This window comes from Bradyrhizobium sp. RD5-C2 (genome assembly GCF_019972155.1).
Taxonomy (GTDB): domain Bacteria; phylum Pseudomonadota; class Alphaproteobacteria; order Rhizobiales; family Xanthobacteraceae; genus Bradyrhizobium.
Genome location: NZ_BOVL01000054.1, coordinates 55717 through 73003 on the forward strand (window position 1 = coordinate 55717; position 17287 = coordinate 73003).

General features: G+C 64.7%; 15 protein-coding genes. 7 read left to right on the forward strand and 8 right to left on the reverse strand.

What is annotated here, in order from left to right; translation table 11 throughout:
* Positions 1 to 165 precede the first annotated feature (165 nt).
* Positions 166 to 1632, forward strand: coding sequence for a glycerol-3-phosphate dehydrogenase (locus tag BraRD5C2_RS34450; RefSeq protein ID WP_223975980.1), 1467 nt, complete (start codon positions 166 to 168; stop codon positions 1630 to 1632).
* A 7-nt stretch (positions 1633 to 1639) separates the two neighbouring features.
* On the opposite strand, the gene BraRD5C2_RS34455 is transcribed toward BraRD5C2_RS34450, so the two are convergent.
* The 4 genes from BraRD5C2_RS34455 to BraRD5C2_RS34470 all read right to left on the reverse strand — a co-directional run bounded on the left by BraRD5C2_RS34455 (position 1640) and on the right by BraRD5C2_RS34470 (position 5990).
* The gene (locus BraRD5C2_RS34455; protein ID WP_223976059.1) at positions 1640 to 2869 is read right to left on the reverse strand and encodes a tetratricopeptide repeat protein; all 1230 of its coding nucleotides are present in this window, start codon (positions 2867 to 2869) and stop codon (positions 1640 to 1642) included.
* Positions 2870 to 3152: 283 nt separating this feature from the next.
* Positions 3153 to 3731 (reverse strand): TetR/AcrR family transcriptional regulator, encoded by a 579-nt coding sequence (locus BraRD5C2_RS34460; protein ID WP_223975982.1) that lies wholly within the window; start codon positions 3729 to 3731, stop codon positions 3153 to 3155.
* A 39-nt stretch (positions 3732 to 3770) separates the two neighbouring features.
* Positions 3771 to 5234, reverse strand: a complete 1464-nt coding sequence (locus BraRD5C2_RS34465) for an amidase family protein (RefSeq protein ID WP_223975985.1) — start codon at positions 5232 to 5234, stop codon at positions 3771 to 3773.
* A 297-nt stretch (positions 5235 to 5531) separates the two neighbouring features.
* Positions 5532 to 5990 (reverse strand): DUF1801 domain-containing protein, encoded by a 459-nt coding sequence (locus BraRD5C2_RS34470; RefSeq protein ID WP_223975987.1) that lies wholly within the window; start codon positions 5988 to 5990, stop codon positions 5532 to 5534.
* Positions 5991 to 6372: 382 nt separating this feature from the next.
* Between BraRD5C2_RS34470 and BraRD5C2_RS34475 the strand changes: the two genes are divergently transcribed.
* Genes BraRD5C2_RS34475 through BraRD5C2_RS34485 form a run of 3 tightly spaced genes read left to right on the forward strand, consistent with a single transcriptional unit; the run spans position 6373 to position 9199 of the window.
* Entirely contained in the window at positions 6373 to 7473 is a 1101-nt protein-coding gene (locus BraRD5C2_RS34475) for an ABC transporter ATP-binding protein (protein WP_374708080.1), read from the forward strand.
* Positions 7470 to 8384 carry an ABC transporter permease gene (locus tag BraRD5C2_RS34480; protein WP_223975990.1) on the forward strand — a complete coding sequence of 305 codons (915 nt, stop codon included), beginning with the start codon at positions 7470 to 7472 and terminating at the stop codon, positions 8382 to 8384. Before BraRD5C2_RS34475 ends, BraRD5C2_RS34480 begins: the two co-directional genes overlap by 4 nt.
* The gene (locus BraRD5C2_RS34485; RefSeq protein WP_223975994.1) at positions 8384 to 9199 is read left to right on the forward strand and encodes an ABC transporter permease; all 816 of its coding nucleotides are present in this window, start codon (positions 8384 to 8386) and stop codon (positions 9197 to 9199) included. Before BraRD5C2_RS34480 ends, BraRD5C2_RS34485 begins: the two co-directional genes overlap by 1 nt.
* A gap of 6 nt (positions 9200 to 9205) precedes the next feature.
* On the opposite strand, the gene BraRD5C2_RS34490 is transcribed toward BraRD5C2_RS34485, so the two are convergent.
* From BraRD5C2_RS34490 to BraRD5C2_RS34505, 4 genes are all read right to left on the reverse strand, one after another.
* On the reverse strand, positions 9206 to 10057 hold the full coding sequence (locus tag BraRD5C2_RS34490; RefSeq protein ID WP_176533664.1) for a carbohydrate ABC transporter permease: 852 nt from the start codon (positions 10055 to 10057) through the stop codon (positions 9206 to 9208).
* On the reverse strand, positions 10054 to 10923 hold the full coding sequence (locus tag BraRD5C2_RS34495; RefSeq protein ID WP_223975996.1) for a carbohydrate ABC transporter permease: 870 nt from the start codon (positions 10921 to 10923) through the stop codon (positions 10054 to 10056). The genes BraRD5C2_RS34490 and BraRD5C2_RS34495 overlap by 4 nt, the downstream gene beginning before the upstream one ends.
* Before the next feature lie 192 nt (positions 10924 to 11115).
* Positions 11116 to 12501, reverse strand: coding sequence for an ABC transporter substrate-binding protein (locus BraRD5C2_RS34500; protein ID WP_223975999.1), 1386 nt, complete (start codon positions 12499 to 12501; stop codon positions 11116 to 11118).
* Between the two features lie 193 nt (positions 12502 to 12694).
* Positions 12695 to 14647 (reverse strand): AsmA family protein, encoded by a 1953-nt coding sequence (locus BraRD5C2_RS34505; RefSeq protein WP_223976003.1) that lies wholly within the window; start codon positions 14645 to 14647, stop codon positions 12695 to 12697.
* Between the two features lie 244 nt (positions 14648 to 14891).
* Here BraRD5C2_RS34505 and BraRD5C2_RS34510 point away from each other — a divergent pair, with 244 nt between their 5' ends.
* The 3 genes from BraRD5C2_RS34510 to BraRD5C2_RS34520 all read left to right on the forward strand — a co-directional run bounded on the left by BraRD5C2_RS34510 (position 14892) and on the right by BraRD5C2_RS34520 (position 16974).
* Positions 14892 to 15599, forward strand: coding sequence for a CoA transferase subunit A (locus BraRD5C2_RS34510; protein WP_028336014.1), 708 nt, complete (start codon positions 14892 to 14894; stop codon positions 15597 to 15599).
* A 78-nt stretch (positions 15600 to 15677) separates the two neighbouring features.
* Entirely contained in the window at positions 15678 to 16328 is a 651-nt protein-coding gene (locus BraRD5C2_RS34515) for a 3-oxoacid CoA-transferase subunit B (protein ID WP_097677082.1), read from the forward strand.
* Between the two features lies 1 nt (position 16329).
* Complete coding sequence (locus BraRD5C2_RS34520; RefSeq protein ID WP_223976006.1) at positions 16330 to 16974, forward strand: N-acetyltransferase; 645 nt, start codon at positions 16330 to 16332, stop codon at positions 16972 to 16974.
* Positions 16975 to 17287: the final 313 nt, after the last annotated feature.

Here is a 17287-nt window from a genome sequence, read left to right on the forward strand (position 1 = left end):
ATATTCCGAAATCATGCAAGCGTACGCTCGCCCCCGCAAGCGGGAGAGGTGGAGTGTGCCGTGAGACCACTTCACCCAGGCATCATGTCGTTAGGCGCCTCGCCTTGACGCATTTTTCGTGCGAACACGTATTTCGTTCGCATTGAAATGCGATAGCCGTTGCCCATGGCGGATTATGATCTCGCGATCATCGGCGGTGGCCTGAACGGAACGAGCGTTGCTCGCGACGCGGCCGGCCGCGGCCTGCGCGTGATCCTGCTGGAGCAGGGCGATCTCGGCTCCGGCGCGTCGGGGGCCTCGCCGCGGCTGGTTCATGGCGATCTGGCCGGGCTCGAACGGCGTGAGTTCTTTCGCGTCCGCAGGGCGCTCAGGGAACGCGACGTGTTGCTGCGCATCGCGCCGCATCTGGTGCGGCCGGCGCGCTTCGCGATCCCGGCGCATGCCGAGGAACGGCCGCCGTGGCAGTTGCGGTCGTTGCTGCTGCTGTACGAACGGTTGGCCTCGCGCAGCGGCCTGCCACGCTCGACGACGCTGGATGTCACCCACCATCCGGTCGGCAATGCGCTGAAGCGGCCGTTCGGAACCGCGTTCGAATATTCCGATTGCGTCGTCGACGATTCCCGGCTCGTCGTGCTCAATGCCGTCGATGCCGCCGCACGCGGCGCCGATATCCGCACCGGCGGGCGCGTGACCAGGGCCGAGCGCGGCGAGACCTGGCGGCTGGTCGTGATCGACCGTGGCTATCGCCGGGTGATCACCGCGCGGTCGCTGGTCAACACCACCGGCGCATGGGCCGCCTCCGTCGCCGACACCGTGTTGCGCGTGCCGGCGCCACCGCTCGCGACCGTGCAGATCAGCCAGATAGTGGTGCGCCGGCTGTTCGACTGCGACAACGTCTATGCGTTCCAGAACCTCGACGGACAACTGGTCTTCGCCAGTCCCTATGCGCGCGACTTCACCCTGATCGGTAGCGTCAGTCATCCTTTCAAGGGCGATCCCGCCATTGTCGCGATGGGCGTGCGCGAAGTGGCCTATCTCTGCGACGCAGCCAATCGCTATTTTCGCGAGCAGATCACTCCGGCCGATGTGCTGCGCACGATTTCCGGCGCCAATTCCGTCGTCGTTCCCGTGCGCCGGCGCAGCAGCGATGGCGCGGCGTCACTCGATTTCCGGCGTGGCAAGGCGCCGCTGCTCACGATCTTCGGCGGTGACGTCACCACCTCCCGGCGTCGCGCCGAGCGGGCGGTGTCGGAATTCACGCGGTTCTATCCGATCACGCCGCGCTGGACCGCAACAGTGCCGCTGCCGGGCGGCGAATTCGCGTGGCAGTGCTTCGAGACCGAGGTCGACATCGCGCGCGATCGCTGGCGCTTCCTGGGCGAGGACGAGGCGCGGCGGCTGGTGGCCGCCTACGGGCTGAACGTGAAGGATATCCTGGGCGAGGCAAAGCAGAAGGCCGATCTCGGTCCGGCCTTCGGCCCGGAATTGACCGGCGCTGAGGTGCGCTACCTCATGCGCAAGGAATGGGCGCGCTTTCCCGACGATATCCTTTGGCGGCGCTCCAAGCTCGGCCTGACCATGCCGCAAGCCGATCAGGATGCGCTTGCGGCATTCATGGCGAAGCCGGATTGAGGTTCGGCTATTGCCGCGCTGCCTCCTGCGACCAGGCGAGATCACGCTTGGATGGACGGCGATGCAGCCGCTCCGAAATCAGGTTCGTCGCTTGCCGGCCTTGACCCGCGCGCAAGCATGCGACGATGAAGGTGTCCTCCCACAATTCGCGTTGCGCATGGCTGCCGCCGATCCGCACCAGCTCGGGCATCAGCGGCGCCAGGATACGCACGGCGCGCTCATGGTCGCCGGCGGCGAAGGCGGCGACGCCGCGGCCGAGCCCGATCGCGGCGGGGCCGGGCGCCAGCTTGCCGTCGACGTCGCGCGCCGCCATCTCGGTCAGCCGCGCCTCAAGCGCGTCGTTGTTCGTCGTGGCTGCGACCAGCGCGTGATGCACGTCGGCGAAATGCGCGCCGGCCTTGGGGAAGTATCCGTCGCCATAGGCGGCGACATCCCTCCAGTGTGATTCGAGGCCGGTCTTGCCGGCGACCGACAGCCGCCACAGCAGCGAGGCCGTATCGGTATAGATGTTGAGCGGCGGATAGGGCCGGTTCGCCGGCTTGATGTGCTGCTCGTAGATGCCGAGCGCGCTGTCGGCGTCGCCTTCCTCGATCGCGATCAAGGCGAGGTGCCAGGCGAGATGGCCCTGCAGGAAGCTGGTGCGATCGTTCGCCGGCAGCCAGGCGGAGAGGAAGCTGCGGCCTTCCGCCGCGTCGCCCTGCTCGAACAGCGCATGCGCCACCGCGTGTGCGGCGCCGGCGTTCTCCGGCTTCAGCGCATAGCCGCGCTCGGTGACGGCGCGGCCCGAGACGAGGTCGCCGGCCTCGGTCTTCGACCAGCCGAGATAGGTGAGGAACCACCAGTCGTCGCCATAGTCGCTGGTATAACGTTCGGAGATCGCGAGCCGGGCGGCGTCATGGTCGGACCGGCCGGAGAAGGCGTAGAGGCCGAAGGCACCGAGCAACAGCGAGAGTATCTGCGCATCGCGCGGATATTCGGTCAGATGCTGTTCGGCCGCTGTCATCGCCTTCTTGCCCTGGCCCTCGATCACGGACGCGATGATCTCGATGTGCTGGCGCTCGCGTGGGGTCGCGGCCGCGGCGAGCTGCCGCGCATCGGTTGCCTTGGCGCGGGCCATGGCGCCTTCCATGTTGAGCTGGTGGACGCGGGCACGCCCGAGATGGGCCAACGCGAAATCGGGGTCCTCGGCGATCGCCGCCTCGAACGCGGCATCCGCGCCGTGCAGCGCCGCCAGCATGCGATCGACGCCGTCGACATAATAGGCGGCGGCGCGGTCCGAATTGGTGGTCAGCGGCAGGCCGTAGCGATCGTGAATCATCGGTTGTCCTCCCGAATTTGGCTGCGAAGTCTAGGGCATGTACTCATAAAGGCAACGAGCCCCTTCGGGGCTCACGTCTGCTTAGCCCTCGACAGCATCGCAAGAGCGGACATCGCCGGAGGTCCGAGTTGGGCCAGCAGCGGACATCGGCAATTTCAGCACGCAGGCATGTCCGATCTTGAGACTCACCGTCCTTGCTGAACTAGGCTGATGGGGCTCGCGCCAAGTGCATCGCGGCTTCAACGCCGCCATCCAGGATCTGCTGCGCCTCTCTCGCGTCGGGCACGGCCCGCGCGAACTGCAGGGTGCCGACCATGAGCCCGAAGATCGCCGTCGCACGGCGGTGGTTCGCCTTGGAATCTGCACCCGGAAGCAGCGCGGCCAAAGTCGCAACGTACCTTCGCAACGCTTTCTCGTAATCTTGCCTGGTAGACAGGGGCTGGCGGGCGATTTCCGGTAGTAAGGCCGCTGAGGGACACCCGTCTGCCCGGTCTTTGAGGTGGGCGCGGTTGAGGTATTTGCGGATCGCGCCTTCAAGGTCGAGGCCCTTGAGCTGATCTTCAAGGCAATGCTGCTGGCCCCCCAGCGCGCTCGCCAGCGCCTCGCGAACAAGCTCGTCCTTGGACTCGAAGTGCGGAGAAAAGGCCCCTTTGGTCAGGCCGGCCTCGCCCATAATCCCCGCAATGCCGGCCGCAGAGATGCCGTCCCGGCGCATGCACTTCGATGCCACATCAACGATGTGCCGTCGTGTCGCCGCCTTGTGACCCTTCTCGAATCGCATCTTCGCTCAACTCCACAAACTGCCCGCAGCCTGGTCGCGTTAGATCGCAGTCGACTTGTAGCCCAGGATACCTTCGACCCTGCGGGCAAGGACCAAGAGCGTCCGGTCGCTCCCGAGCGGAGCGTCAAGCTCAAGGCCAATCGGCAGGTCAGCGCGGGACGAGCCGACAGGAAGACTGATTCCCGGCATCCCCACGCTGCTCGCAGACACGGTGTGGTTCGCCAAAGCGAGGTAGCTGACGTCCTGCCCCGCGATGTGGACGGTCGCCTGCTCTTCGATCAAAGGTGCCGTGCACGGCGTGGTCGGTTGCAGAATGGCCTGCGCCCCACGAGCGACGAACGCCGTGTCGAGGCGGCGCTGGATTTCAGGCCGGCTCACGTTGAGCGCCGACTGATAGGCCTCTACGGAGGTGGCGCCTGCGCCGCCCGGTAGCACGATGTGTCCCCACGCCTGCCGAAGTTGGGGCTTGAGCCCATCGTAAATGGCCTCGAACGTAGTAGGAATGTCGTGGCGGCGAAGGAACTCCGAAATCGCGCCCATCGTTTCATGGGCGAAGATGCCCCATGTCGCGGTTTGGACGAGGACGTTGAAATCATTGCCAAGGTCGACCTCGACGATTTCGGCGCCAGCATCCTGCAGCCGTCGAACCACTTCGAGGAAGCGGGTTTCGACTTCCGAATCCACAAGTTCCAGGAACTGCCGAGGCGCGAAGGCGAGTCGGACTCCCTTTAGATCATGGCCGTCGGAAATTTCCGCAGCCTGTTCGCCAGTCACAACGTGATCCAGCAATACGCAGTCCTCGACGCTTCGAGCGAATGCGCCCGTGGTGTCGAGCGTGTGAGAGATCGGAGCAACGCCGTTGCGCGGCCACCGTCCGGTGGTTGGCTTGAACCCCACGACGCCACAGAACGATGCGGGTACCCGGATCGAGCCAACGGTGTCACCGCCCAGGGAGGCGGGAACGAGGCCGGCGGCTACCGATGCGGCGGAGCCGCTCGAGGAGCCGCCCGACACGCGACCTCGTGCGTGCGGGTTCTTGACCTGGCCGTAACGTGCGTTGTGACCGGTCAAGCCATAGGACATCTCGACTAGGTTATTTTTGCCGAAAACGAACGCGCCCGCATCCTTGATGGCACGGACAGCGTCGGCATCCCTGTGCGGTACGAAGTGAGCGAGGCTATCGAGCCCGAGGCTCGTCGGTAGTCCTTTTGTCAAATAACTATCTTTCACCCCGAGCGGCACGCCCAGTAGCGGAACTGTCGATCCGGCCGCACGTGCTTTGTCTGCGTCTCTCGCAGCCGTCAACACGACGGCCTCATCGATTGTGATGAAGGTGTTTAGTTCGGCAAGCGTTCGGGCGCGAAGCAGAAGTGCCGAAGTGTAGGCCTCCGACGTGATCTCGCCCTTACGAATGGCGGCTGCAGCGGCTGCGAGCCCCAGCGAGGGGAGATCCATGACTTCTTGCGGCGCGCGATGGCTTAGAGTGGCGGTGGTGTCGTTCATGAAGTCCTCGCAAAGAGCTGTTTGCAGCATTCGACGCCGTCAAACATCGACTGGAGTGCAATTACGATCGTAATATCACATTACGAATGTAATTCAATAGAGATGCAGGGCTTCTCTGGACACATGAGCGTGAGGTGTTGACGAGGCGGCGATGGGTGACCACCGCATGTCGGTTTTGGGTCAAAAGCCGCCTATGGCTGCCGAACCGGGGACTTCCGGTTACCCTCGAAGAGCCGACCTTCCCGATGGTCATGTAGACTGTCAGTTTACTGCCAGAAGCGGCAGCCGCCAGGAGGCCTATTTCTTCTTCTTCCCCCCGACGAACGGCTTCTCGGCGGCCTGAGCCATCCACGAAAGCACCTGGTCTTCGTCGAGCTCGTCCATGGCGGTCAATTCGACGCCGCGGGTGGCCTTACCCATTCCGATCGGTGTCACCGGGGGTTCTGGTTGCAGTTCGTTACCTCGGATGAACATCAGCTTCATGTGACCGACGAATGCGCCGGAAGTGAAGCACCACCCATCGGGAACGCCATAGTAAGCCATTCCCCATTTCACCGCGCGTTTGAGGTCCGGCAATATCCTGGAGGCCAAGGCATCGACATGTTTGGCGATGCTCTTCTGCGGTTCAGGAAGGCTCTCGATATAGGCAAATACTGGCTTGTCGCCGTCGGCCGCTTTCGCGGGACTCGCCTTGCCGGTCATCGCTACCAGAAGCTCGACACTTTTTACCTGCGGCGTTCCCGTATCTTTTTTCATTGCCATGGCCCCGCCGATCTAGTTCGTGATGCGGCAGCGGATATGCGGCCCACAACCGACCTCGTTTCGGCGCTAAGCCTATCCTCTTCTACCGGCGGCACAATGACAGCTCTGAGTCAAAGGCGGTACGTTTCAGGCCGAACAAGTGCCTTCCGGTTTGAACCTCAAAGCCGACGCAACGCATTTAGGAGCCCGCCCCAGCAGAGGCGCGGAAGCCGACAATATTGCGGGAGATGTTCGTGAGGCGGTTGAGCCGGTGGCGATCCGCCGCTAGTTTGCCGTCACAATCGGAGCTTAAGGGGAATCGGGGCTGGCGGACGTGACATCGGGCGAAGCGACTGCGGAGGCGGCAAAGCCGTTGCCTGAACCGGCCGTCTCGGACATGCCGCTGCTGCGGATCGAGGGCGTCGCCAAATCGTTCGGCAATTTCCGCGCGGTCGACAAGCTCTCGCTGGATATCCGCGCCGGCGAGTTCTTCGCGCTGCTCGGCCCGAGCGGCTGCGGCAAGACCACGCTGCTACGCATGCTCGCGGGCTTCGAGACGCCGGACGAGGGCCGCATCCTGCTCGGCGGCAACGACATCGCCCAGGTGCTGCCGCATGAGCGGCCCGTCAACATGATGTTCCAAAACTACGCGCTGTTCCCGCATCTGTCGGTGCGCGACAACATCGCCTTTGGGCTGAAGCGTGCCGGCATGGCGCGCCGTGACATCGCGAGCCGCGTTGCCGAGATGGTGGCGCTCGTCAAGCTCGAGGGGCTCGAGAAGCGCAAGCCCGACCAGCTCTCCGGTGGACAGCGGCAACGCGTGGCGCTGGCGCGCTCGCTGGCGCGCCGCCCGCAGGTGCTGCTGCTCGACGAGCCGCTCGCCGCGCTCGACAAGAAGCTGCGCGAGAGCACGCAAGGAGAGTTGATGGAGCTGCAACGCCGGCTCGGCATGACCTTCATCATCGTCACCCACGATCAGGAGGAGGCGATGACGATGGCCGGCCGGATCGGGGTGATGGATGCCGGCCGTCTGGTCCAAGTCGCGACCCCGCGCAATCTCTACGAGGCGCCGGCCTCCCGCTGGATCGCCGAGTTCGTCGGCGACATCAACCTGTTCAACGGCCAGGTCGCCGCTCGCGAGAATGGACGGTTGACGGTCTCGACCGCGGAAGCAGGCAGGCTCGCGGTCAGCGAGTTGTGGCCGCCGGTGACCAAGGAGGTGGTCAGCGTCGCGATCCGCCCCGAGAAGGTGAAGTTGTCGCGCCGCGCACCGGCCTCGGACGCGGGCGGATCGCAGACGATCAACCGGCTGGAGGGCGTGGTCGCCGACGTCAATTATCTTGGCGGCGTCACGAGCTACCGGGTGAGGCTGGAATCCGGCGCGGTGGTGCGCTCGTCGATGGCCAACACTGCGCGGCTCGATGTCGACGCCTATCTCGCCGGCCAGCGCGTGGTGGCGTGGTTCACCGCCGACGACTGCCTGGTGCTCGAGCAATGAGCGCGCGCCGCATCTTCGCGCGGCCGGCGCGGCTTGCCGCGATCGCGCCCTATCTCTGGATGGTGCTGTTCTTCCTGGTGCCGTTCGGCTTCGTGCTGAAGATCAGCCTGTCGCAGACCGCGATCGCGCAGCCGCCCTATACGCCGGTGTTCGATTTCACCGAGGGCCGCGCGGCGCTGGCGGCCGCGTTTGCGCAACTGTCGTTCGACAATTTCCGCCTGCTGCTGCAGGACAATCTGTACATCCTGTCCTATCTGCGCAGCCTCGTCGTCGCTGTGACCTCGACCTTGATCCTGCTGCTGATCGGCTATCCCGTCGCCTACGGCATGGCGCGGCTGCCGCAGCGCTGGCAGGGCGTGGCGATGATGCTGGTCATCGTGCCGTTCTGGACCTCGTTCCTGATCCGCATCTATGCCTGGATCAACATTTTGCAGCATGACGGTCTGCTCAACCAGATCCTGCTCACGTTGCACATCGTGTCCGCGCCGGTGGTCTGGTTGTCGGCCGACAGCGCGATGTATCTCGGCATCGTCTACTCCTATCTGCCGTTCATGATCCTGCCGCTCTATGCGACGCTCTCCAAGATGGATGCCTCGCTCTTGGAGGCCGCGGGCGACCTCGGCGCCTCGCCGCGGCAGGCGTTCTGGCTGGTGACGTTTCCGCTATCGCTGCCCGGCGTCGGCGCCGGCGCGCTGCTCTGCTTCATTCCCATCGTCGGCGAGTTCGTGATCCCCGATCTGCTCGCCGGCTCCAATTCGCTGATGATCGGGCAGACGCTGTGGCTCGAGTTCTTCACCAACAAGGACTGGCCGGTGGCGTCAGCCGCGGCGGTCGCGCTGCTACTGCTGCTGGTGCCGCCGCTCGTGCTCTACGACCGCCTGCAGCGGCGTCAGCTCGAGGGTGGCCGCTGATGGCGCACACCGTCACTAGGCTGACGCGCTTCAACATGACCTCGCTGGCGCTCGGGCTGGCGTTCCTCTACCTGCCGATCGTCATCCTCGTGATCTATTCGTTCAACGCCTCGCGGCTGGTGACGGTGTGGGGCGGCTGGTCGCTGCGCTGGTACCACGAATTCTTCAACGACCGCGCCATGCTGGATGCGGCGTGGATGAGCCTGTCAGTCGCCGCGGTGTCGGCGACGCTGGCGACATTGTTGGGCACGCTGGCGGCGATCGGGCTGGCGCGCGGCGAACGGTTCCGGGGGCGGGCGCTGTTCTCCGGCATGCTGTATTCGCCGCTGGTCATGCCCGAGGTGATCTCCGGCCTGTCGCTGCTGCTGCTGTTCGTGGCGCTGAACGCCGAGCGCGGCTTCTGGACGGTGACCATCGCCCACACCACGCTGACGATGTGCTTCGTCACCGTCGTGGTGCAGTCGCGCCTGGCCACGCTCGACCGCAGCCTGGAGGAAGCCGCGATGGACCTCGGCTGCGATCCGGTGCGCGCGTTCCTTTTGGTGACGCTGCCGCTGATCGTGCCGGCGATCGTGGCGGGGTGGATGCTCGCCTTCACGCTGTCGCTCGACGACGTGGTGATCGCGAGCTTCACCACCGGCCCCGGCTCGGCGACGCTGCCGATCCGGATCTACTCGGAGGTGCGGCTCGGCGTTAAGCCCGAGATCAACGCGATCTGCACGCTGGTGATCGCGCTGATCGCTGTGATCATCGTGATCGCCTCGTTCGCCTCGAAACTGTCGAGCGCACGCGGCGAGAGCGCCGCGCCGCTGTGAGGCGCGTTACGATTTGACGGCGCCGGCCGTCAGCCCGCCCACCATGTAGCGCTTGAAGGCGTAATAGACCGCGGCCGGCGGCAGCGCGTAGATGAAGCCGGTGGTCATCAACAGCTCCCATGGCGAGTCGTCGGCGGCGAGGAAGTTGCCGAGCGCGACCGGTAGCGTGATGTCGGTGTCCTTCGACAGCAGCAGGAACGCGTAGAGATATTCGTTCCAGGCGAGCAGGATCGCATAGGTGCCGACCGCGACCAGCGATGGCATCATCAGCGGCACATAGACCAGGCGGAACAGCTGCAGCGTGGTGGCGCCGTCCATCGTCGCGGCCTCGTCGAGCTCGACCGGCAGCTTGTCGGAGGCCTGCTTCAGCACCCAGATCGCGTAGGGCGCGGCGATCGTCACCATCGCCAAAATCAGCGACCAGTGATTGTTGAGCAGGCCGTAGGTGCCCATGGTGCGGTACATCGGCACGGCGAGGAATGCCGCCGGGATGAAATAGGTGAACAGCGCAAGGTTCATCACAGCCCGGCCGCCCGGCACGCGCAGCCGCGAGATCGAGAACGCGGCGGCGGTGGCGACGAACAGCGTCAGCGCGCCGACGGCGAGCGCGATCACGGCCGAATTCCAAAACTGGATCCAGAAGTCGCGCAGGAAGTAATGCTGCTGGTGGAACACGATCGAGAAATTATGCAGCGTCGGATGCGTCGGCCACAGCTTGCCGGTGAACGCGTCCTCCTTCGGAGAGATCGCGAACACGAACATGTGGTAGATCGGGATCATGGTCCAGATGAAGACCGGAATGCCGATCAGCAGCAGCTTGGCCTCGGTGCCGACTTCGCGGAGGGTGGGCAGCTTCATCGCGACAACCGTTTCATCATGTAATAGACCAGCGGCAGCACGAACGGCATCGCGCAGACGATCGAGGCCATCGCGAGCGACAGCTGGTCGAGCCTGAGATAGCGGATGCCCAGCGTCGAGAGCACGTGGGTGAGGTCGGCAGGCCCGCCGCCGGTGAGCAGATAGACGCTGTTGAAATCGCCCAGCGTCCAGATCATCGAGAGCAGCGTGCAGGTGATGTAGAGCGTCTGCATCGACGGCCAGGTGATGTAGCGGAATTTCTGCCACCAATTGGCGCCGTCGACGTCGGATGCCTCGTACAGATCGTGCGGGATGGCGAGCCGTCCGGTCAGCAGGATCAGCGTCCAGAACGGCAGCGACTTCCAGATGTGCACGCCGATCGCCATCGCGAGCGCGACCGCGGGATCGTTCAGCCAGTTCGGGCCGTCGTCGCCGGTGAACTTGAAGATCAACTGGTTGACCACGCCCCATTCCGGATTGAGCATGAAGCGCACGGAAAGAATGGTCGGGATCGACGGCACCGCCCAGGGCAGGATGAAGATGACAGACAGCCACCTGATCCAGGGCCGCTGCTGGGCGAAGAAGCCGGACAAGAACAGCGCGATCAGCATCTTGATGTTGATGCCGATGACCAGGAAGATCAGCGTGTTGACGGCCGCGCGCGCGAAGATCGGGTCATTATAAAGTGCGACATAGCTCGACGGATGGCGCGCCAGCCACAGGCCGTAGCCGACCGGATAGACCACGAAGGCGAGAAAGACGAGCAGGTAGGGCACCAGCAGCGCGATGCCCCAGACCTGCGGCGGCGTCAGCCGCGCCGACAGCGGCGGCGAGGGGGCATCGGATGCGGAGAGCGTGATCGCCATTCGGTTACTCTAGGAAGGAGATGCCGCCTACGTCGTCGTCCCGGCGAAAGCCGGGACCCATAACCACAGGTCCCGGTCGTTGCGCGAAAGTCGTCGACCAGCATACTCCAGAACTGCTGCCGCGGCGTATGGGTCCCGGCTTTCGCCGGGACGACGCGGAAGCAGTTTTGGCGCCAGCCGACATCCCTTACGTTACCCCGCGACCTGCTTGATACGCGCGATCAGTTCGTCGACGGCCTTGTCCACCGGCACCTTCTCGCTGACGACGCGGTTCATGGCCTTGGCCCAGACGTTCTCGTTGTTCAGGATGGTGAACTTCCAGTTCTTGGTAAAGTCGAACGGCGCAGTGCCGCCGGTGAACTGATTCCAGACCGCCTTGCGATGCCGGTCGGCCTGCCAGAACGGGCTCGCTTGGCTTGCCTTGGTCACCGGGAACCAGCGGCCGAGCGCACCTTCGATGTAGGGCCGCACGTTGTCTTCCTGCATCAGGAACGCGATGAACTGCTTGCCTTCCGCCTTGTTCTTGGCGTTGGCGAAGATCAGTCCGGTCTTGACGTCGGAGCGGTAGCGGATCGTCGAGCCATCCGGCGCCTTCGGGAAGGACGCCGTGATGATGTCCTGCTCATAGGCCTGCTTGCCGGCGGCGCGCTGCGCGTCGGTCAGCGCCGGGTTGGTGGAATCCTCGAACCACTTCGCCGCGATCGAGATCGTGAAATTGTGGGTCATCACGATCGTCTTGTTGTGGAAGGCGACGTTGTTGTCCGGGTCCTTCCAGGTCGTCGAGGACGGCGGCGTGCAGCCCTTGATGTAGGTGTCGGTGTAATCCTTCAGTGCGTGGATCAGGCCGTCGCGCACCTTGGGATCGTCGACCAGGAGCTTGCCGTCGTCGTCGACCAGCTTGACGTGGTAGGCGTCCATGAAGGTGTAGAACGACTGGAACGAGTCGGTGGATTCCACGCCCATCGGCTGGCCGACGCCGTAGATGCGCTGGCCGGTCGCCTTGCGGATCCCCGGCTGCACCTTGTCGCACCAGAACGTCCAGTAATCCTCCCACTTGGTCGGGATGTCGGCGGCCTTGAAGCCGGCCTTCTCCAGCATGTCGCCCCAGATCTGGACGTGCATGCTCTGCTGCTTCAGCGGGAAGCCGTAATAGGACTTCTTCTTGGTGACGTCATTGTAGAGCAGGGCCGCTTCCAGCGTGTTCGGCGCGAAGGCGTCCTTCATCGGCAGCATGATGTCGGAGAGGTCCTCGAGCTTGCCCTCGAAGGCCCACTTGCCCTGGGCCTGCACATCGTAGGTGTCGGAATAGGCGACGTCGGGAACGGTGCCGGAATCGAGCGCGGCGACCGTCTTCGGAATCATGTCCTGGATCGCGTATTGCGACAGTTCGACCTTGATGCCGGTCTTGGCTTCGAATTTCTTGATCGTATCGAGCAGCGCGTCGTCTTCGGACTTGTAGAATCCCTTGCCCCACCAGACGGTGATCGTCTTGCCCTGGGCCAGAGCGGGTGCAGTTGCGGCGAACAGGCCGACCGCAGCGACCGCAATTGATAGCGCACCGATAACCTTGGATCTCACGTTCTTCTCCCCTCATGAGGCCGGTTTTTTTTAACCGGTTAGGGAAAACACTAGCGCATGCCCGGGACCCGATAAAGATGCCGCATCGACGACTTCTGTAGGGGGCTCGCGGGAGTGCGTGGATCAGTCCCGCTGCATTGATGCGGAAAGTGAATGGATCGATCAGTTCGACCCTTGGCCAGTTCGACCTTGGTCAGTTCGATTTGGCATTCTCGGCCGCCGTGGCCGGAGCGTTGCCGGGCGCGCCGGCCGCGGCATCGGGCCGTGCGGCGCCGCCGGTGAAGCGCTCGATCACCGAGCGCACCGCGTCGCGGGTCTTGCGATCCTTCACCGCGTCGAGCAGCGGGGCGGATGCCGGCGAGCGGCGGATCAAGCTTTCCGGATCGGGGAAGATCAGCGGATCGTCCCACGGGCCTTGAATCACGAAGGGCAGATCGAACGCGGTGCCGCCGGCAGATGCCGAGGTCAGGCTGGCGACGCCCTTGAGATCATACTCGCGCGACGGCACCGAGGCGGTGCCGGTCAGCGCGATCTTGGCCGCGGGGCTCACGACATGGATGTCGTCGGCGGTCGCGACGCCGTCGGCGAATTTCACCGAGACGCTGAGATTGTCATAGGGCGTCGAGCCGGAGCGGAAATTGCCGCCGCCGGACAGCGGCCGCTTCTCCAGCCGCCGCAGCAATTGCTCGACATTGAAGCCTGCGATCGCGCCGTCATGCCCGTTCAGCGTCGCGGTGCCGTCCAGCGACGACGCGAGCCCGAACGGGCTCGAGCCGGAAGCCGTCAGCGAGACGTTGAGGTTGCCGCGGCCGGACAATTTCGTGATGCCGAACAATTCGCTGGCGCAGGCCTGCAGATCGACATCGGTGAACTGGAATTGCGCCCTGACGTCGGCGACCGCATCCGAGCGCGCGATCGCGAACGAGCCCTTGGCGATGCCGCCATACATCTGCGCCTCGCCGACGCTGAGCGCGAGCGCGCCGCCGCGTAGATTGGCGCCGAACGCGGTGCGGCCGAGCTTGGACGGGCCGACCGTCACCTTGGCGGCCGACAGGCGCATGTCGAGATCGGTCGACGACAGCGAGGAAAGGTCGAACAGTTGCCTGTTCCAGTCGCGCTGGCCGCTGGCCAGCAGGCGGAACGTCGAGATGTAGGGCGTGAAATCGAGATTGCCGGCGGCAAGCGTCGCCTGCAGCGTCTGCCGGCCGTTGTTGGCGTAGGTCATCACGCCCTCGGCGACGTTGCCGTCGAGCTCGACATTGACATTGGTGAGCGCGACCGAGCCGCCGACCACATTGGCGCGGGCCTTCAGTGCAAAGCGGCCGAAGCCGCCACCGCCGCCGGGCGGCGCCTGTCCCATCCAGCGCAACGCGTTGCGCAGCGACGGGGAGTCCATGGTGGCCGTGCCTTCCATCATCAGGCTGGTGCGGTTGGCGACGGTTCCGTCGAACGCAACCTTCAGCGGCGCGCTGGCCAGCCGTGCCTTGAGGCCGGAACGGTCGCCCGACAGCAGCGCGACGAAATCGCTGGCGCTGATCGAGCCGTCGACGCGCTCGCCGCGCCAGTCGAACTGGCCGGTTGCGGCAAACGAGCGCGAGATCGACGGCCAGGCCAGCGACAGGTCGATGTCGCCGAGTTGCTCGGAGATATTGTTGGTGCCATCCTGGTAATTCAGCTCGCCGTCCTGAATCCGTATCTCGGAGAACGACACCTGGTTCTCGGCGCCGGGCGTCATCGTCTTGGCGATGGTCTCGACGAACGGGGTCCAGTTGCTCTCGCCGGCGCTGTCGCGGACCACACGGATATGCGGACGGAGCATCATGACGTCGGCAATCTCGAACCGCCGCAGCAACAGCGGCAGCAGGCGCAGGTTGGCGGTCAGCACGTCGACCTGCAGGGCAGGACCGATGGTATCGGCGCCCTTCAGCCCGACATTATGAAACGAGACATAGCTGCCCGGAAACACTGAAACGTCGATCGGGCCGTTGACGACGAGCTCAAGCCCGGTCACGCCGCGAATCTGCGCTTCCACCGCGCTCCGCAGCGCGTCCCGGTTGAGGAACCACGACGTTCCGACCAGCCCGACGAGCGCCAGGCCGAAAAGCGCCGCGATCGGCATCCCCAGGCGCTTAATTCCTTGGGCCATCGTCAATGACATATCCGGGTCGGGTTGAGTTTTGTCGGGTCGTCGTCGAACACTGCCGGCTGCGCAATGGAAGCCGGTGCCAACCCACGCAACTTGAAGGGTTTTCTTGTCGCTTTCAAGGCCATGTTGATGTCGCAGGCCGCCGCCCGCCGCCGCACGGGGCCGTGATTGACGCATTGCGAAGATTTCGCCTAATAATCCGTTGGACAGAGCCGTTCCGCGCCCTCCATCAGGTATTCATTGCATGAACAAGGTTTATCCCGACGCCAAATCGGCACTCGATGGTCTCCTCAAGGACGGCATGATGATCATGTCGGGCGGCTTCGGCCTCTGCGGCATCGCCGAGACCCTGTCGGACGCGATTCGCGAATCCGGCGTCAAGGGACTCACCGTCGTCTCCAACAACGCCGGCGTCGACGGCATCGGCCTCAGCCGGCTCCTGGAGACGCGCCAGATCAAGAAGATGATCTCGTCCTATGTCGGCGAGAACAAGCTGTTCGCGCAGCAATATCTCGCCGGCGAGCTCGAGCTCGAGTTCAACCCGCAGGGCACGCTGGCCGAGCGCATCCGCGCCGGCGGCGCCGGCATCCCGGCCTTCTACACCAAGACCGGCGTCGGCACGCTGATCGCCGAAGGCAAGGAAGTGAAGGAATTCGACGGCGAGAAGTACATCATGGAACGTGGCCTGTTCGCCGACGTCGCCATCGTGCACGCCTGGAAGGGCGACACCGCCGGCAACCTGGTCTACCGCAAGACCGCGCGCAACTTTAACCCGATGATGGCGACCGCCGCGAAGGTCACCGTCGCCGAGGTCGAGCATCTGGTGCCGGCCGGCGAGATCGACCCGGACCACATCCACACCCCCGGCATCTTCGTCAAACGCATCATCGAGGTTGGGACCGGCAAGAAGCGGATCGAGTTCCGCAACACCCGCCCGCGTCCCGCCGCCTAACGCATGATCCGGAAAACCGGGCACCGGTTTTCCAACAAGATCATGCGCAACCAATAAGTAATTCTTCAGGAGAGCCTCATGGCCTGGACCCGTGAACAGATGGCCGCCCGCGCCGCCAAGGAGTTGCGCGACGGCTATTACGTCAATCTCGGCATCGGCATCCCGACGCTGGTCTCGAACTACATTCCCGACGGCGTCGATGTGAACCTGCAGAGCGAGAACGGCATGCTCGGCATGGGCCCGTTCCCCTATGAGGACGAGGTGGACGCCGATCTCATCAACGCCGGCAAGCAGACCGTGAGCGAATTGCCCTCGACCAGCTATTTCTCCTCGGCCGACTCCTTCGGCATGGTGCGCGGCGGCCATATCGATCTGTCGATCCTCGGCGCCATGCAGGTGGCGCAGAACGGCGACCTCGCCAACTGGATGATCCCCGGCAAGATGGTGAAGGGCATGGGCGGCGCCATGGACCTCGTCGCCGGCGTCAAACGCGTCGTGGTCGTGATGGAGCATTCCGCCAAGGACGGTGCGAAGCTGCTCAAGCAGTGCAACCTGCCGCTGACCGGCGAGCGCGTGGTCGACATGGTCGTCACGGATTTGGCGGTGTTCACCATCGACAAGCACGGCAAGGACGGCATGGCGCTGATCGAGCTCGCCGACGGCGTCACGCTCGACGAGGTCAAGGCCAAGACCGAGGCGGAATTCCGCGTCGCGCTGAAGAACACCTGAGATGCTTGGTGCGGGACGATCCTCGATCCGTCCCGCACGATCCGACGACGCCGGCTTCATCGCCCGCGTCGTGCTGGCCGCGCAGCGCGGCCCGCTGCCGCGCGGCTGGTTCGACATCGCGCTCGACCGGCCGGAGGAGGAATGCCTGGCGTTCATGGCGCGGCTCGCCGTGGCGCGGGTGCGCTCATGGTACCATGTCGCCCATTTCCTGATCGCTGAGGTCGACGGCGTGCCGGCCGCCGCGCTGTGCGCCATGCCCGCATCCGGAACGGTGGTCGCCGCACGCGCGGCGATCGAGGAGGTCGCGGCGGAGATCGGCGTGGATGCCGACGGCATCATCGCGCGCGGCGGCTATGCCCGCAATTGCTGGGTCCAGGGCGGCGAGGGCGACTGGCTGATCGAGCACGTCGCAAACCTGGGATCCCAACGCGGCGGTGGTCTGGTGCAGGCCCTGATCGCCCGTGCGCTCGCCGACGGCAAGGCTGCCCGCTATTCGCAGGCATCGATCTCGTTCGTGATCGGCAACGACGCGGCCGAGCGCTGCTACACCAAGGCCGGCTTTGCCTTCGCCGAGGAGAAACGCGATGCGGCCTTCGAGGCGCTGACCGGCGCGCCGGGCTTTCGCCGATTTGCGCGGGGGATGTGAGGCGGCGGCGAGGGGTACGTACCACGCGGTAACAATCGCCGCCGTCGTCCTGGCGAAAGCCAGGACCCATAACCACCGCGTTGCGTTGTTGAAGAGGACTGCGGCCCCAGCGTCGCGCAACAATTGAGATCCGGGGTAATGGCTCCTGGCTTTCGCCAGGACGACGCTGAGGATCGATCTCGCGCGATGCGACGCGCCGTCCTTGCGTACTTCATCTCGGTGTCGTCGTCCGGCTTGACCGGGCGATCCAGTATTCCAGAGACGCTAGCGATTGAGCCGAGAGGCCGCGGCGTACTGGATCCCCCCCCCCGGG

Excerpts from the sequence above, each read along its gene's own strand:
- BraRD5C2_RS34460 (WP_223975982.1), bottom strand. The coding sequence starts at position 3,731 with ATGCGATTCGAGAAGGGTCACAAGGCGGCGACACGACGGCACATCGTT.
- BraRD5C2_RS34480 (WP_223975990.1), top strand. The coding sequence starts at position 7,470 with ATGAGCGCGCGCCGCATCTTCGCGCGGCCGGCGCGGCTTGCCGCGATC.
- BraRD5C2_RS34490 (WP_176533664.1), bottom strand. The coding sequence starts at position 10,057 with ATGAAGCTGCCCACCCTCCGCGAAGTCGGCACCGAGGCCAAGCTGCTG.
- BraRD5C2_RS34465 (WP_223975985.1), bottom strand. The coding sequence starts at position 5,234 with ATGAACGACACCACCGCCACTCTAAGCCATCGCGCGCCGCAAGAAGTC.
- BraRD5C2_RS34505 (WP_223976003.1), bottom strand. The coding sequence starts at position 14,647 with ATGGCCCAAGGAATTAAGCGCCTGGGGATGCCGATCGCGGCGCTTTTC.
- BraRD5C2_RS34515 (WP_097677082.1), top strand. The coding sequence starts at position 15,678 with ATGGCCTGGACCCGTGAACAGATGGCCGCCCGCGCCGCCAAGGAGTTG.
- BraRD5C2_RS34495 (WP_223975996.1), bottom strand. The coding sequence starts at position 10,923 with ATGGCGATCACGCTCTCCGCATCCGATGCCCCCTCGCCGCCGCTGTCG.
- BraRD5C2_RS34485 (WP_223975994.1), top strand. The coding sequence starts at position 8,384 with ATGGCGCACACCGTCACTAGGCTGACGCGCTTCAACATGACCTCGCTG.
- BraRD5C2_RS34475 (WP_374708080.1), top strand. The coding sequence starts at position 6,373 with ATGCCGCTGCTGCGGATCGAGGGCGTCGCCAAATCGTTCGGCAATTTC.
- BraRD5C2_RS34520 (WP_223976006.1), top strand. The coding sequence starts at position 16,330 with ATGCTTGGTGCGGGACGATCCTCGATCCGTCCCGCACGATCCGACGAC.
- BraRD5C2_RS34470 (WP_223975987.1), bottom strand. The coding sequence starts at position 5,990 with ATGAAAAAAGATACGGGAACGCCGCAGGTAAAAAGTGTCGAGCTTCTG.
- BraRD5C2_RS34455 (WP_223976059.1), bottom strand. The coding sequence starts at position 2,869 with ATGCTGGCGGCGCTGCACGGCGCGGATGCCGCGTTCGAGGCGGCGATC.
- BraRD5C2_RS34510 (WP_028336014.1), top strand. The coding sequence starts at position 14,892 with ATGAACAAGGTTTATCCCGACGCCAAATCGGCACTCGATGGTCTCCTC.
- BraRD5C2_RS34450 (WP_223975980.1), top strand. The coding sequence starts at position 166 with ATGGCGGATTATGATCTCGCGATCATCGGCGGTGGCCTGAACGGAACG.